We start from the raw sequence: 14756 nt of genomic DNA, 5'->3' as shown, positions 1-14756 counted from the left end.
GTCAGGCCTCCTTCACGGCGCGGGTCCACGGGGTGACGGCCCGTTGCAGCCAGACGATGAGCAGGTCCGCGACCGCGGCCAGCGCGATCGACAGGACGATGCCGACGATGATCGGCGCGGTGTAGAACAGCTGGAACCCGCGGGTGAACAGGGCGCCCAGCCCCCCGACCCCCAGCAGCGCGCCGACGCTGACGAGGGAGATGTTCGAGACGGCCGCCACCCGGACCCCGGCGAGGATGACCGGCGCGGCCAGCGGCAGTTCGACCTCCCAGAGGCGGCGCGTGCGCCGGTAGCCCATCGCCGTGGCCGCCTCCGTCAGCGTCGGGTCCACCGAGCGCAGGCCGTCGGCGACGGTGCGGGCCATGAGCGCGACCGTGTACAGCGCGAGCGCGACGACGATGTTCACCGGCGAGAGGATCTTCGTCCCCAGCACGTAGGGCAGGGCCACGAAGACCGCGAGGGAGGGGATGGAGTAGATGAGGCCGGAGACGTTGAGGATCGGGTGGTACAGCCAGCCGAACCGCACCCCGAGGTAGCCCACCGGCAGCGCGAGGACCACCCCGATCAGCAGGGGCAGGACGGCCAGCACGACGTGCTGGCCCAGCGCGTCCAGGACGGCGGACTGGTTCTGCTGCAGGTAGGTCCAGATCTCGTTCACCGGCGCTTCTCCAGCAGGTCGACCACGTCGTGGTGGTGCACGAGGCCGGTGGCCCGGCCCTCGGCGTCCACCTGCACCGCCGTCCCGGTCGGCGAGGTGAGGGTCAGGTCGATGACCACGCGCAGGGAGTCCCCGGACCGGAACGTGCCCTCGACGTCGAGCGGGCGGCCCGCCTCGTCCAGGCGGACCCCGTCCAGGGGGCGCAGCGGCAGGTCCTCGCTGCCCTGGAAGCTCAGCCCGCGGTAGCCGCGGTCGCGGCCCACGAAGTGGCGGACGAACGCGTCGGCCGGCTCGGTCAGCAGCTCCTGCGGGGACCCGACCTGGGCCAGGTGCCCGCCCTCGCGGAACACCGCGATGCGGTCCCCGAGCACGACGGCCTCGTCGATGTCGTGGGTGACCAGCGCGATGGTCTTGCCCAGGTCGTTCTGCAACCGCAGGAACTCCTCCTGCAGCTGCTGGCGCACGATGGGGTCGACGGCGCTGAAGGGCTCGTCCATGAGCATCACGGGCGGGTCGGCCGCGAGCGCGCGGGCGACCCCGACGCGCTGCTGCTGGCCGCCGGAGAGCTGGGCCGGGTAGCGGTCGGCGAAGGCCTCGGGCAGCCCGACGCGTTCGAGCAGTTCCAGCGCGCGGGTGCGCTCGCGGCCGCGGCCCACGAGGCGGGGCACGGTGAGCACGTTGTCGATGACCGTCTTGTGCGGGAACAGGCCGGCGTGCTGGATGACGTAGCCGATGCCCCGGCGCAGCGCCGCCGGGGGTTTGCTGCGCACGTCCTCGCCGTCGATGCGGATGGTGCCGCCGGTGGGCTCGACCATCCGGTTGATCATCCGCAGGGAGGTCGTCTTGCCGCACCCGGAAGGGCCGACGAAGACGGTGATCCGCCCGGTGGGCAGCTCCAGGTCGAGGTCGTCGACGGCGACGGTCCCGTCGGGGAACTGCTTGCGGACGGCCTCGAAGGTGATCACTGGGGCGGCTCCGATGTTGGACCGGGTGGCTGGTACATGCTGGGCAGTGGAGGAGGACCGGTCAACGCGGCCCGGAGGGCCGTCATCCGATCGTGACCTCGTCCGGGACCAACCGGCGGGCGTGGTGGAGGCCCAGTGGATCAGCAGGACGTCCCGTCCGCGACTCCGGGGGTCGCACCCGACCCGCGGACGGTGGTGACGGAGGCGGGGGCGAGAGCGGTGGCGACGGTGGTGCTGGAGGGCCGGGCGCTGGCCCTGGACGACCTCGAGGCCCTGGCCCACGGGCGGGCCCGGCCCGTCGTGGACCGGGCGGTGCTGGCCTCCCTCGGCGCGGTGCACGCGGCGATGGAACGGGCCCGTGCGACCGGGGCGGTCTACGGGGCGACGACCGGCGTCGGGGCGAACAAGGACGTCGACGTCGAGGAGGAGCAGGACGGGCACCCGCGCGCGCACGGTCTGCGGCTGCTGCGCTCGCACGCCGCCTCGCTGGGGCCGGTCGAGGACGGGCCGACGACCCGGGCCGCGCTGGTGGTGCGGCTCAACCAGCTGCTGGCCGGCGCGCACGCCGGGGTGGGGGCCGGGCTGAGCCCGGCGGTGCTGGGCGCCCTGGCGGACGCGGTCGAGACGGGCGCCCTGCCGACGCTGCACCGGTTCGGCTCGATCGGGATCTCCGACCTGGCCCCGCTGGCCGAGCTGGGGCTCACCCTCGTCGGGGAGCGGCCGTGGGCCGTCGGGGCGGTGCCGCCGGTCGCGCTGGGGGCCGCGGACGCGCTGCCGCTCATCTCCTCGCACGCCCTGACCCTGGCCACGGCCTCGCTCGCCCTGCACCGGTTGCGCCAGCTGCTGCTCGCGGGGCTGGGGATCACCGCGCTGTCGTTCCTGGCGCTGCGCGGCACCCCCCAGGCGTGGGCACCGGCGGTGCACGCCGCCCGCCCGCACCCGCGGCAGCCGGAGGTGGCCGCGACCCTGCACGCCCTGGTCGAGGGCGGCCCGGACCCGGTGCGGGTGCAGGACCCGTTCGCCCTGCGGACCGCGCCGCAGGTGCTGGCCCCGGCGTTCGCGGCCGTGGACGCCCTGGCCGACGTGCTGCGCCTGGAGGCCGCCACCCCCGGGGAGAACCCGCTGGTCGGGCCCGAGGGGGTCCTGCACCACGGCCAGTTCCACGCGGCCTCCCTGGCCACGGCCCTGGACACGGTGCGCGCCACCACCTACGGGGTGCTGACGCTGTCGGCGGCGCGGCTGGCGCTGCTGCTGCGGCCCGAGCACACGGGGCTGCGCGCGTTCCTGGCCGCCGGTCCCCGCGGCAGCTCGGGGTTGATGATCGGGGAGTACGTGGTGCAGGACGCCCTGGCCGAGCTGCGGCCGGCGACCGCGCCCATGACGGCCGGGACGGTGTCGATCTCACTGGGGCTGGAGGAGCACGCCAGCTTCGCCACGCAGGGGGCGCGGGCGCTGCGCCAGACCGCGGAGCTGGCCCCGCTCGTGCTGGGCGTCGAGGCGCTGGCCGCGGTGCGGGCGCTGCGCGCGGCCCCGGACCGCCTCTCCCCCGGCGCGAGCGCCCTGTTCGCCGTCTTCGACGAGGTGCTGGACCGGGACGCCCGGGACGCCCCCCTCGGCCCCGACGTCGAGGCCGTCGTGGCGCGGGTGCCGGACCTGGCCCTGCTGCTACGGCTCCAGGGGCCGTAGCTCGTCGGCGTAGCTGACCGACGTCCGGCGCAGGACGCCGGCGGGCGAGATCGAGTACTGGCCCATCCGCCACAGCGGCGGGGAGTAGGCGTGGATCGAGACCGACCCGTCGACGGCCCCGCTCATGCGGTGGATGTGGTCGGGGCCGAAGCCGAAGGAGCGGCCGGCCGGCACCGTGCGGACCACGGGGTCCCCGCCCATCCGCGGGGTGGCCTCCCGCACCGCCCCGCGCGTCACGGCCACGGCCCCGGAGGACGTGTCGTGGTCGTGCCAGCCGGTGTCGTCGACGGTGTTCCAGCACAGCAGCCAGACGTCGAGGTCCCCGTCGCGGTGCAGGGAGGCGAAGTGCCGGCCGCCGGTGTCGTGCCGGACGAGGTGCTGCCAGGCGTGCGGGCGACGGGCGGCCTCGCGCACCCACGCCGTGAGCTCGGCGGGGGTCAGGACCCGGCCCGGCGCCGGCGGCAGGTCGAGGTCCCCCGGGCCGGTGGTGGTGCTGGTGGTGGTGGTGGTGGTCGGCTCCCTCCGAGCAGGTGGGCGGGGTTGGTGACGGTGAGGGCGTGGGCGAACGCGGCGCCGAACCCGGGCCGGTCGGCCGGGGCGAACGGGTCGGCGTAGGGCCGGTCGCTGCCGAGGACGAGGGGGTCGACGCCCACGACGCGCACGAGCGCGTCGACGGCGCGGGGGCCGTAGGAGCTCGTCTCGTAGTGTACGAGCGGGTCCAGCGCGCCGAGGGCCCCACCGCGGGCGGTGAGCCGCTCGTGGTGCAGCGGCGCCAGGCCCGCGAGGGCGACGAACGCCAGGCGCAGGGCGGGGTGGTCCGCCCGGCCGGCCGCGTGCCACGTGCACCACGCCGCGTGCAGCTGCTGGACGTACGGCACGACCGCCGGCCACCAGCCGGGGGCCCGCACGGGGTCGCGCACCGGGCCGGGGTGGACGAGCACCGGTCTCCCGGCGCGCTCGCAGACCTCCAGCAGCGGGCCGACGTGCGCCAGCGCCGCAGGGTCCGCGAGCGCTGTGGCGGGCAGCTGGAGGCCGACGACGCGGTCGCGGTCCAGCAGCGCGGCCAGGGGGCCGGGGTCGACGTCGCACACCCCGGCGGCGGCCCAGACGGCGAAGGGGGCGGGCAGGTCGCGGGTCCCGTCGTGCCAGGCCGCCAGCAGCGGTGCGGCCTCCTCCCCCGGCAGGTGCTCCACGCCCAGGGGTGAGGAGAGGGACAGGAGGGCGCGAGCGGTGCCGTCCCGGCGCTCGCGGGCCGCGCGCCGGGCGACGTCGTGGGCGGCGGGGTCGACGGGGCACGGCGCCTCCCCCGCCAGGTGCAGCGTCCAGCCGTCGAGGAACGGCGGGGTGCGGCGGGCGCGGAGGGCGTCGAGGAACGCCGCGGGCCACAGGTGCTGGTGGCAGTCGGTGCGCACGTCTCTCCTCTCCGTCGGCCGTGAAGCGCTTCACTGGCAGTGAAGCGCTTCACAACGTGGGTGTCAAGAGGCCCCCACCGGGACGACGGCCGGACCGCTCGCGGGGGCACCCACGGGTGGTCCGACACCCGGTCGCACACCCGGTCACACACCCGGCCCCCCGTCCGGTCCCGCGACGCCGGCCCACGGCCCCCGCACCGCGGCTACTGTGCAGCCGTGCCGAGGGACGCGCGCAGGACCCTGCAGGACGTCGCGGACGCGGCCGGTCTGTCGCTGGCGGCGACGTCGTACGCGCTGCGCGGCACCCGCGGCTCGGCCGCCACCATCGAGCGCGTCCAGGCCCTGGCCGGCGAGCTCGGCTACCGCGTCGACCCCATCGCCCGGGCGCTGGCCAGCGGGCGCACGGGCACGGTCGGGATCAGCGGGTCGCTGCGGGACCTGTGGCAGCAGGACCTGTCGGTCCTGCTGACGCGGGCGCTGCGCACCGCCGACCGCGACGCCTCCATCGCCGACGCCGACGCCGACCCCGACGCCGAACGCCGGGTGCTGGAACGGTTCGCCGCCCAGCGCGTCGACGGGGTGCTCGCCTCCCCCGTCGACCCCTCCGCCGAGCACTGGCGCCTGCTGGACCCCTCCACCGCGGTCGTCTCGATCGGGGACGCCCTCACCGCCCGGCCCGGCAGCGGGTCGGTGCTGTTCGACAACCGGCACGGCATCGCGGCCGTCCTGACGCACCTGCACGAGCGGGGGCACCGTCGGGTGGCCCTGCTGACGCCGTCGCTGCCGACGACCCCGGGACGGCCCTCCGAACTGCTCGCGGTGGAGCTGGCCGCCCCCCTGGGCCTGGACCTGGTCGTGGTACCGGCCCCCGCCGACCCCGCGGGGGCGGCGGCGGCCGCGGCCGGGGTGCTCGCGGCCCCCGACCGGCCCTCGGCCGTGTTCTGCCTGTCGGACTCCTTGGCGTTCGGCGTCTACCGCGCCGCGGCCGACCTGCGGCTGCGGGTGCCCGGGGACGTCGCGGTCGCCGGTTTCGACGACCACCAGCTCGCCGCGCTCGTCGCGCCGGGGCTGACGACGGTGTCCTGGGACGAGGACGCGATCGTGGCGGCGGCCGTGGCCCAGCTCCTGGCCCTGCAGGAGCACGGCAGGGCCCCGGACCCGGTCACGTTCCGCCCGCACCTGGTGGTGCGCGCCTCCACCGGCTGAACGCTCAGAACCGCCCGGCGCGCAGCAGGCCCACGACGCGCTCGACGTCCAGGCCGTAGGGGCGGTCGTCCACGTCGGGGTCGACCGCGTCGCCCAGCTCGGCGGCCAGCCCGTCCAGCGCGCCGGTGAGCCCGGCCGACAGCCCCGCCAGCCCACCGCGCAGCAGCCGGGCCCGGTGGACGGCCAGCAGCTCCACGGCCAGCACCTCCCGCAGCCCCTCGAGCAGCTCGGCGCAGCACTCGGCCGCCTCCAGCGCGAAGCTCTGCACGTCCTCCTGCCCCAGCGACGTCTCGACCGCGCCCCCGAGGGCGGGCAGGGCGAAGCGCCGCAGCCGGTGCACGACGCCCACGGCCCGCTTGTGGACGGCCACCAGCCCGGCCTGCACCCCCGGTGCGGGTGAGAGCTGCGGGCTCAGCCCGGTCAGCCGGGGGTCCAGGGTGCGGTGCGTGCGCGCCACCGACGTGTCCGCGACGTGCAGCAGGGCGGCCCCCAGCGCGTCCGTGGCGGCCGCCAGCTCGGTCCCGGCGAACCCCGCCGTCCCGGCGAAGGACCCCTCGGGCAGCAGGGCCGGTGAGTCGGTGACCCCCTCCAGCGCCCGGTCCGCGGCCCCCGCGAGGTCGTCCACCCGCCGGCGGGCCACCGCCAGCGCCGCGGGGGCCACCCGCACCGAGAGCGGCGCCTGCAAGCCGGCCACGACCGGTGCCGGGCGCAGCGCCCGCAGCCGCTCGTGCACCCCGGCCAGGACGTCGTCGGCGCGGGCCAGGCCGGGGCGCAGGGGGTCGGCGCTGGCGCGCAGCACCTCCGCCGTCGCCGCCAGCACCCGTTCGGCCTGCTCCAGCAGCCGCCGCGCCGCGGCGGTGTGCAGGACGGCCAGCGCCGTGGCCACCGGCACCCCCTCCAGGAGGGCGACGCCCTCCTTGGCGCCGAGGCCGAACGGGCCCGCCCCGCGCCCGTCGAGCGTGCGCCCGGCCCCCAGGACGACGGCCCCGACGTGGGCGAGGGGGATGATCTCTCCCGCGGCCCCGCTCCCGCGCCACGGGACGCACGGCAGCACCCCGCGCTCGAGCAGGTCGGTGAGCCGCACGCACAACCGCGGGGACACCCCGGCCTCGGGGTGCAGGAACGTGCGCAGGCGCACCGCGAGCACGGCGCGGGTCTGGGCGACGTCCAGCCACGGCGCGGACCCGACGGCCCGGCCGACCACGAGGTTCTCCTGGTGCCGGGCCCGGGCCGCCGCGTCCAGCCCCACCCCCGCCAGGGCGCCCATGCCCGTCGTGACGCCGTAGACCGACCCGGACGTCTCCAGGGCGGCCAGCAGGTGCTCGCGGCGCCCGTGCAGGTCCGCCAGCAGGTCCGGGGCGAGCTGCACCGGGGCGCCGGCGGCCACGCGCCGCACGGCGTCGGCGTCGAGGTCGGCGCCCCGGTGGACGATCACGCCGGCGTGCGCATCCGCGACAGCGCCGGGGAGTGCAGCGGTGCCGTCTCCCAGCGGCCCCGGAACTCACCGCCGGAGAACTCCAGGTGCAGCTCGTGGGGGGTCTCGGCGAACCGGACGTCGATGCGGTCACCGGCCCCGCAGACGGCCAGCGGGCCGGTGTCGGCCCAGCCACCGCGCCCGACGGTGGCGCGCAGCTCGTCACCGGAGTCGGTGAGGACGATCTCGCCGTCGCGGACGCTCACCGCCGTGAGCGAGGCCGGCTCGCTGCCGGCCGCGGGCACGAACTCGCCCTCGACGACGTCGGGACCCTCCAGGGCCGGCAGCGCCAGCGCGGCCGTCCGGCGGGCCAGCGCCTCGTCGTTCCCGGCGGCGTCGGCGGGCAGTTCCGGGTCGGACACCGCGGGCAGCAGGTGCGTCCAGACGGCGTCGAGCAGGGCCTGCATGTCCGTGCTCTGGGAGGTGATGGCCACCACGGTGTCCTGCGCGGGCAGGACCAGGCAGAACTGCCCGTAGGCGCCGTCGCCGCGGTACCCGTGCCGGGCCATCCAGAACTGGAAACCGTAGCCCTGCTGCCAGTCCGGGTTCGGGTGGGCGGCGGCGGTGTCGACGTGGGAGGTGGTGGCCTCCTGGACCCAGCTCTCCGGCAGCAGCCGCCGCCCGTCGCGGACACCGCGCTGCAGGTACAGCTGACCGAGGGCGGCGACGAGTTCGGTGGGGGCGTGGAAACCGGAGAAACCCACCTCCCGGCCCTGCCCGTCCCGCAGCCACCCCAGGTTCGCCGCGTCCACCCCGAACGGGTCCAACAACCTGGGGCGCAGGTACTCCAGCAACCCCTGACCGGTGACGCGCTGGACGATCGCGGAGACCGAGAACGTGCAGGGCTGGTTGTAGCAGAACACCGTGCCCGGTTCGGCCTCCGGCGGGGTGCGCAGGAAACCCCGCACGACGTCACCGCTGGGGTCGGCCGCCGCGGCGCCCAGCGTCTCCTGGCGGTGACCGCTGGCCATGCTCGCGACGTGGCGGACCAGGGTGCGCCGGGAACGCTCGTCGGTGACGTCGGCGTCGAACTCGGGGAAGTAGGACAGGACCGTGGCGTCCAGGTCGACCAGGCCCTCGGCGACGGCGAACCCCAGGGCCGTGGACGTGAAGCTCTTGGACAGGGAGTACAGCAGGTGGGGCCGGTCGGGGCGGAACGGCGCCCACCAGCCCTCGGCCACGACGTGGCCGTGCCGCAGGACCTGCAGGCTGTGCGGTTCGACGCCGGGGGTCCCCTCCAGGGCGTCCAGGAGGGCCGCGAGGCCGCGCGCGTCGACCCCCTGGGCCGAGGGGGTGCTGCGCGGGAGGGGACGCGACGAGGCGGGGACGGCTCCGGTGCTCACGCGCCCGACTCTAGGCCGGGCCCGACGCGAAAGCGGTTGCGGGGTCCGGGGGCCCGGGGACACCATCGTGTCGTCCCGGTCCCCGACCCGAGGAGCCGCTGCGGTGCTCAGCTGACGTGCCCCGATCCCCCGGACCCGCCGACCCCACCGGTCGTGCGGGCCCTCTCGGCGTACGTCAGGAGGAGACCGCGTGCCCAGCACCGGAACGACCAGCCCCACCCCCACGACCGGCACCACCCCCACGACCGGCACCACCACGAGCCTGGCCCTGCGCGGGGTCACGAAGGGCTACGGCCACGTCCCCGTCCTGCAGGACCTCACCCTCGCCCTGGCCCCCGGCCGGGTGACCGGCGTCATCGGCGAGAACGGCTGCGGGAAGTCGACGCTGCTGCGCCTGCTCGCCGGCCTCGAGGCGCCCGAGACCGGGCACGTCGTCGCGACCGCCGCCGGGGGGACGGGCTACCTGCCGCAGGACGCCGGAGCCCCGGCGGAGACCACCGTCGAGGCCGTGCTCGCGCAGGCCTTCACCGAGCTGACGGCCCTGCGGACGCGGATGCGCGCCCTGGAGGAGGTCATGGCCACCGGCTCGGCCGACCCCGGAACCGACCTGGAGACCGTCCTGGCCGAGTACGGCGAGCTGCAGACGCGCTTCGAGGCCCGGCACGGCTACGACGCCGACACCCGGCTGGAGCGGTCGCTGACGGGTCTGGGGCTGCCCGGGCTCGACCGCGCCCGCTCCGTCCGGACCCTCTCCGGCGGTCAGCGCTTGCGCCTGCACCTGGCCGCGCTGCTCGCGGCCGGCCCGGAGGTGCTGCTGCTGGACGAACCGACCAACCACCTCGACGTCGACGCCGCGCAGTGGCTGGAACGGCACCTGACGACGCGCCCCGGCACCACGGTCGTCGTCTCCCACGACCGGGAGTTCCTGGACGCGGTGGCCGGCGAGCCCGTCGAGGTCGACCCGCACCGCGACCGGGGGGCCGCCCGCTACCCCGGGGGGTACGCGGACTACCTCGACGCCACCGCGGCCGAGCGGCGCCGCTGGGAGCAGGCCCGCGCGGAGTGGGAGTCGGCGGTCGACCGGCTGAGCACCACCGGTGACGCTACGGCCGGCGCCGTGGCCCCCGCCCGGCCCCCGCGCGACGGGGCGAAGGTGCAGTACGACTTCAAGGGCGGCCGGGTGCAGGAGGCGCTCGCGGCCCGGGTGCGGGCCAACGCCGAGAAGCTGCGGCGGGTGCACGAGGCGGAGGTCCCGCGCCCGCCGGACCCGTTGCGGTTCACACCCCCCGCGGGGGCCTCCGGCCGGCGCGGGTCCGTGCACGCCGAGGGCGTGTCCGTGGCGGGCCGGCTGGCCCCGGTCGACGTGCGCGTGGGCCCCGGTGACCGGCTGCTCGTCACCGGCCCCAACGGCAGCGGCAAGTCGACCCTGTTCGACGTGCTGGCCGGGACGCTGGCCCCGGACACCGGTACGGTGCGCCGGCGCGGGCGGACCGGCCTGCTGCGGCAGGACCCGGCCACCGACGCCCTGGACCGGACCGTCCTGGCCGCCTTCGCCGCCGGCCGCCCGGGCAGCGCCGACGAGCACGCCCACCGGCTGCTGGCCATGGGCCTGTTCGACCGCGAGCGCCTCGGGATCCCGGTGCGCTCGCTGTCCACCGGTGGGCGCCGGCGGCTGGACCTGGCCCGGGTGCTGGCCGGGCGCCACGACGTCCTGCTGCTGGACGAGCCGACCAACCACCTCGCCCCGCGACTGGTGCAGGAGCTGGAGGCCGCGATCGACGCCTTCACCGGGGCGGTGGTCGTCGTCAGCCACGACCGCCGGTTCCGCCGGTCCTTCGGGGGCGACGTGCTGGACCTGACGGGATGGGCCGGCGGGAGGGAGCTGCCGTGCTCCTCCTCGTGACGGGAGCCAGCGGTCAGGGCACGTCGACGGCGCGGCGGGCGGTCGCGCCGCGGCTGGCCGACGAGGGTGTGGAGTGCGTGGAGTTCTCCGACCTCGTGGAGATCCCCGAGGCGCCGGACACCGCGTGGCGCCAGCGCAGCGCGGAGGAGGTCGTCCGGCACGCCCTGACCCTGGAGCGGTCCGGCCGGCACCTGCTGTTCGCCGGCGACCCGCTGGCACCCGGCGAGATCGTCGGGGCGCCGTCCGGGCCGGCGCTGGGGACCTTCGACGTCCTGCTGCTGGACGCCGACGCGGCCACGCAGACCGCGCGGCTCACCGGCCGGGGCCCGGTCGTCGGGGAGCTGGAGCACCACGTGGCGTTCGCGACGTGGTTCCGCGGTCACGTCCACGACGCGGCCCACCGCTCGCACGTCCTGACCGCGCAGGGCTGGGACGGCCTGGCGGCCGAGCGCCTTGTGGGCCGGCCGTGGCGGGCCGCCGTCCTGGACACGACCGGCCTGGGCTCCGACGCCGTCGCGGACGCGGTGGCGGCGTGGGCCCTGCGGTGCCTCAGAAGAGGGCGCGGGTCAGCGCCTGCCGGGCCGTGACGACGCGCGGGTCGCTCGTGCCGACGACGGCGAACAGGTCCACGAGGTGGGTGCGGACCGCGTCCCGCTCCTCCCCCGCGGTGCGCTGGACCATGCCGAGCAGGCGCGCGAAGGCGTCCTCGACGTGGCCGCCGACGAGGTCGAGGTCGGCGGCGAGGATCTGGGCCTGCACGTCGTCCGGGGCGGCCGCGGCGGCGGCGCGGGCCTCGCTGAGGTCCACCCCCGCGACGCGGCGCAGCACGCCGACGCGGGCCAGGCCCTCGGTGGCCCCGGCGTCCCGGGGGTCCTGGGCCAGGGCCTTCGTCCACGCGGCGGTCGCGGCGTCGTAGTCGCCGGCCTCGACGGCGGCCAGGGCCTCGGCGTGCAGCGGCGGCACGGGCGGCGCCTCGGGCTCGCCCTGCGTCCCGGCGGCCGTGCCGGCGCCCTCGACGCGGCCGGTGACGCCGTTGGCCTCGGCGACGCGCAGCACCTCCTCCAGGACCGGGCGGATCTCCTCGGCCGAGGGGTAGGAGCCGGTGAACAGCGGGATGGGCTGGCCCTTGACGATGGCCGCGACGAGCGGGATCGCCCTGGCCTGCAACGACTGCACGAGCGACTGGGCGAGCCCGGGCTCGGCCTGCGCGTCGATGCGGCCCAGCAGGAACGCCCCGGCGTACTCCTGGGCCAGGGCCTGCAGCGCCTCGGCGCCGGTGTCGTACCCCTCGGCCCACAGGTCCAGGACGAGCGGGACCTGCACGGAGCCCTGCACGAGGTCGGCGAAGGTCTCCTCGGTCACGTCCACCACGAACGGGGACGCCGGACCGGCGGTGCCGGGGTCGGCCGCGGCGCGGCGGGCCACCTCCTCGCGGCGGGTGCTGCGGGCCGCGAGGGCACCGAGGTCCACCGCTCCGCGCAGGTTGAGCTGGGCGTTGGGGGGCGTCGGCTGGGTCGTCATGCGGCTCACCTTCTCACGGGGGGATCAGCCGGTCGCCACCTGGACGGGACCGCTCTGGGCCGCCACCACCTGCACCTGCTCCGGGTCCCCGCCACCCCCGCTCGCACCCGGCGGCACCGAGAACACGACCACCTCCTGCCGGGTGACGGTCGCCTCCAGCGCCTCGTCGGTGCCGGCCAGCGCGGCCAGCGCCGGGTCCAGCTCCCCGGGACGGCCACCGGCGGGTCCGGCCGACGTCGTCGACCAGGTGTAGGCGGCCACGACGAGCGCGCCGCCGTCGCGCGTGCGGACGGCCAGGACGCTCCCGGGCAGCACCGAGCGCTCCTGGGTGAACGTGCCCCCGGCCGCCTGCAGGGACGCGACCTCGGCGGCCGTGGCCGTCTCCACCCCGGCGCGGTAGGCGTCGGGGGCGAAGTCCCCGGCCGAGGCGCTGGTCGTGCCCTCGGTCAGCACGTCGCCGTAGCGGGTGGCGATCGCGGCCGGGGAGGCGGGCAGGTTGGTGTCCTCCTCGGGCTCCACGACGGCGACGCCGTCGGCGGGGGCGGCCAGCGTCGGCAGCGAGGCCCCCGGCAGCAGGGTCGGGGTGGCCCACACCGTGTAGGGGCTGCGGGCGTCGGCGGCGCGCAGCACGACCAGGGACGGCGCCTGGTCGGGCCCGGGGGCGGTGACGGTGGCGAACCAGCGCGGGAAGTCGCCGTCGCGCGGCAGGATCGAGGTGATGGCCGTCAGGTCGTCGGCGCCGCCGGTGGGGGCCGGGTCCGCCCCGGCGGCGGCGATGGTGTGCGCCGCGGTGCGCAGGTCCAGCTCGGGGCCGCTGACGCGGGCGGCGAGCGCGGCCGGGTCGGCCGTGGCGGGGTCGGAGGCGGCCTGCAGGACGGCGGTGGCGGCCTCGACGACGCGACCGGCCTGCGCGGGCTGCACCACGAGGGGTTCGCGACCGGTCGGGGCCGGGGCCGAGGCGGTGGGCAGCTGCGCGCAGCCGGCCAGGACGCCCGCGCACGCCAGCGCGGCGAGGGCGCGCGGGCGCCGGTGGCTGGACCGGTGGCTGGGGTGACGGGTGGGCCGGGGGGTCACGCGCGCCTCCGGGAGCGGGGTCGGCGGGCCGGTCGGGGCGAGAGCAGGACACCGAGCCCGCCGAGCAGGACCAGGACACCGCCGGCCACGGCCAGGGGGGTCCCGGCCGGGTGGGTGGCGGCCCGGCCCTCGGCGTGCCAGCTCAGCCGGACGGTGCCGGGGGCGGCGGCGACACCGTCGGTCGCCGTGAACAGGACGATGCCGCCGCCGTCGCGGTAGTCGTCGTCGGCGCCGGTGGGCCAGGTCAGCTCGGCCGACCCGCGGCCGGTGGTGCTCGTCAGCCAGACGTCGGCGCGCCGGGGGTCGGCGGCCGCGCCCGTCCCGGTGGTTCCGGTCCGGGCCCGGGGCTCGGACAGCTCACCGGTCACGGCGGTGACCTCGGTGTGCCGGGCCCCGTCCAGCCACGCGTCCGCGTCGTCGGCCCGGGCCACGGCGACGAAGACGTCGGCGCCGTCGGGCGCCTCGGCGCGCAGGCGCACGTCCGGCCCGGACAGCTCGGCCAGGCCGGGGCGGGTGACGACGGCGACCCCGGGGTCCTGCACCCGTTCGACGACGTCGATGCGCTCGGGGGGTGCCAGGACGGTCAGCAGGGCGGCGCCGGTGAGCCCGCAGGCCAGCCCGACGACGAGCAGGAACCAGGCGAGGAGTCGTCTCACCGTGCGCGGTCCTTCCCGGTGCGGGTACGTGGGGGATCGTTCGGGGTCGTCCGTGAGGGTCGTCCGTGGGGGTCGTCCGTGGGGGTCGTGCGCGGGTGGCCGGGGAGGCGGCCCCGACGGGACACCCTAGGCCCCCGCGCGGCACCGGCCGCCCCGCCGCGGGCCGCCGGGGCGGGTGGGAGGGGTGCGACGGGGTCACCGGTGCGTGTGGCGCACACCACGTCCGAACGGGTGAACCGGGCGCGGGCCGGTCCCGTGGACCGGTCACCGGGCACGTGCACCCACCTGCCCGCAGCACGCGGGACCCCTCGCGCCGCGCCCCTGCACCCGCCCGAAGAGCCGCCCGGCTCCCTCCCGACGCAGAGGACGACCATGAGCACTCCGACCCCCACCCAGGCCTCGACCGACGGGCTGCGCCTGGCGCGCACCCCCTCCCCGCTCGCCTCGACGGGGCTGCTCGCCCTGCGCCTGGTCGCCGGCGCGCTGCTGCTCGTGCACGGCGTGCCCAAGCTGTCCGACCCCGCGATGGCCACCGGCTACGCGGCCGCGCTCGGCGTGCCGGCCCCCACGGTGCTGGGCTGGCTGTCGATCCTCGGCGAGGTCGGCCTGGGGACGCTGCTCGTCCTGGGGCTGGCCACCCGCGTGGCCGGGACGCTGCTGCTGGTGCAGATGGCGTCGGTGTGGCTGCTGGCGCACGCCCCGCAGGGCTTCCTCGTCGACGGGGAGATCAACGGCGAGAACGCGCTGCTGTTCGCCGGGCTGGGCCTGACCCTGGCCCTGACCGGCCCCGGGGCCGTCAGCCTCGACGCGCTGCTGGTGCGTCGCCGGCGCTGAGGCGGGCCGGGGGCCGGCCGGGGG

At 77.4% G+C, this 14756-nt stretch carries 14 protein-coding genes; 5 read left to right on the top strand and 9 right to left on the bottom strand.

The window, feature by feature from the left end; translation table 11 throughout:
• Position 1 precedes the first annotated feature (1 nt).
• A complete protein-coding gene (locus AB2L27_RS16385) occupies positions 2-658 on the bottom strand; it encodes an ABC transporter permease (protein WP_370442559.1) in 657 nt (218 codons plus the stop codon).
• Entirely contained in the window at positions 655-1623 is a 969-nt protein-coding gene (locus AB2L27_RS16380; protein ID WP_370442558.1) for an ABC transporter ATP-binding protein, read from the bottom strand. The genes AB2L27_RS16385 and AB2L27_RS16380 overlap by 4 nt, the downstream gene beginning before the upstream one ends.
• A gap of 219 nt (positions 1624-1842) precedes the next feature.
• On the opposite strand from AB2L27_RS16380, the gene AB2L27_RS16375 reads away from it, so the two are divergent.
• Positions 1843-3309 (top strand): aromatic amino acid lyase, encoded by a 1467-nt coding sequence (locus tag AB2L27_RS16375; RefSeq protein WP_370442557.1) that lies wholly within the window; start codon positions 1843-1845, stop codon positions 3307-3309.
• Here AB2L27_RS16375 and AB2L27_RS16370 read toward each other — a convergent pair.
• Both AB2L27_RS16370 and AB2L27_RS16365 read right to left on the bottom strand, forming a co-directional pair.
• Positions 3289-3723 (bottom strand): cysteine dioxygenase, encoded by a 435-nt coding sequence (locus AB2L27_RS16370; protein ID WP_370442556.1) that lies wholly within the window; start codon positions 3721-3723, stop codon positions 3289-3291. The two genes, AB2L27_RS16375 and AB2L27_RS16370, sit on opposite strands and share 21 nt — an antisense overlap.
• Positions 3724-3746: 23 nt before the next feature.
• The gene (locus AB2L27_RS16365) at positions 3747-4721 is read right to left on the bottom strand and encodes an amidohydrolase family protein (RefSeq protein ID WP_370442555.1); all 975 of its coding nucleotides are present in this window, start codon (positions 4719-4721) and stop codon (positions 3747-3749) included.
• 216 nt (positions 4722-4937) lie between these two features.
• On the opposite strand from AB2L27_RS16365, the gene AB2L27_RS16360 reads away from it, so the two are divergent.
• Positions 4938-5927 carry a LacI family DNA-binding transcriptional regulator gene (locus AB2L27_RS16360; RefSeq protein ID WP_370442554.1) on the top strand — a complete coding sequence of 330 codons (990 nt, stop codon included), beginning with the start codon at positions 4938-4940 and terminating at the stop codon, positions 5925-5927.
• Between the two features lie 4 nt (positions 5928-5931).
• On the opposite strand, the gene AB2L27_RS16355 is transcribed toward AB2L27_RS16360, so the two are convergent.
• The gene (locus tag AB2L27_RS16355) at positions 5932-7362 is read right to left on the bottom strand and encodes an aromatic amino acid ammonia-lyase (protein ID WP_370442553.1); all 1431 of its coding nucleotides are present in this window, start codon (positions 7360-7362) and stop codon (positions 5932-5934) included.
• On the bottom strand, positions 7359-8744 hold the full coding sequence (locus AB2L27_RS16350; RefSeq protein WP_370442552.1) for a serine hydrolase domain-containing protein: 1386 nt from the start codon (positions 8742-8744) through the stop codon (positions 7359-7361). The genes AB2L27_RS16355 and AB2L27_RS16350 overlap by 4 nt, the downstream gene beginning before the upstream one ends.
• Positions 8745-8934: 190 nt before the next feature.
• Here AB2L27_RS16350 and AB2L27_RS16345 point away from each other — a divergent pair, with 190 nt between their 5' ends.
• Together AB2L27_RS16345 and AB2L27_RS16340 are read left to right on the top strand one after the other, a co-directional pair.
• Positions 8935-10647: an ABC-F family ATP-binding cassette domain-containing protein gene (locus AB2L27_RS16345; RefSeq protein WP_463605044.1), complete on the top strand. Its 1713-nt coding sequence runs from the start codon at positions 8935-8937 to the stop codon at positions 10645-10647.
• Complete coding sequence (locus AB2L27_RS16340) at positions 10632-11234, top strand: hypothetical protein (RefSeq protein WP_370442551.1); 603 nt, start codon at positions 10632-10634, stop codon at positions 11232-11234. The genes AB2L27_RS16345 and AB2L27_RS16340 overlap by 16 nt, the downstream gene beginning before the upstream one ends.
• On the opposite strand, the gene AB2L27_RS16335 is transcribed toward AB2L27_RS16340, so the two are convergent.
• From AB2L27_RS16335 to AB2L27_RS16325, 3 genes are read right to left on the bottom strand one after another with little or no spacing between them, the layout of a single operon-like run.
• Positions 11197-12168 (bottom strand): co-chaperone YbbN, encoded by a 972-nt coding sequence (locus tag AB2L27_RS16335; RefSeq protein WP_370442550.1) that lies wholly within the window; start codon positions 12166-12168, stop codon positions 11197-11199. The two genes, AB2L27_RS16340 and AB2L27_RS16335, sit on opposite strands and share 38 nt — an antisense overlap.
• A gap of 24 nt (positions 12169-12192) precedes the next feature.
• Positions 12193-13242 carry a hypothetical protein gene (locus AB2L27_RS16330; protein WP_370442549.1) on the bottom strand — a complete coding sequence of 350 codons (1050 nt, stop codon included), beginning with the start codon at positions 13240-13242 and terminating at the stop codon, positions 12193-12195.
• Positions 13239-13898 carry a hypothetical protein gene (locus AB2L27_RS16325; protein WP_370442548.1) on the bottom strand — a complete coding sequence of 220 codons (660 nt, stop codon included), beginning with the start codon at positions 13896-13898 and terminating at the stop codon, positions 13239-13241. The genes AB2L27_RS16330 and AB2L27_RS16325 overlap by 4 nt, the downstream gene beginning before the upstream one ends.
• Before the next feature lie 372 nt (positions 13899-14270).
• On the opposite strand from AB2L27_RS16325, the gene AB2L27_RS16320 reads away from it, so the two are divergent.
• Positions 14271-14732: a DoxX family protein gene (locus AB2L27_RS16320; protein ID WP_370442547.1), complete on the top strand. Its 462-nt coding sequence runs from the start codon at positions 14271-14273 to the stop codon at positions 14730-14732.
• Positions 14733-14756: the final 24 nt, after the last annotated feature.

This window comes from Kineococcus halophytocola, from assembly GCF_041276425.1.
Classification (GTDB): Bacteria; Actinomycetota; Actinomycetes; order Actinomycetales; family Kineococcaceae; genus Kineococcus; species Kineococcus halophytocola.
The sequence above is the reverse complement of the archived record's forward strand: the minus strand, read 5'-3'. Positions and strand labels throughout refer to the sequence as shown.

Bases quoted from the DNA above. Each gene is read 5' to 3' on its own strand.
- AB2L27_RS16320 (WP_370442547.1), top strand. From the start codon at position 14,271: ATGAGCACTCCGACCCCCACCCAGGCCTCGACCGACGGGCTGCGCCTG.
- AB2L27_RS16335 (WP_370442550.1), bottom strand. From the start codon at position 12,168: ATGACGACCCAGCCGACGCCCCCCAACGCCCAGCTCAACCTGCGCGGA.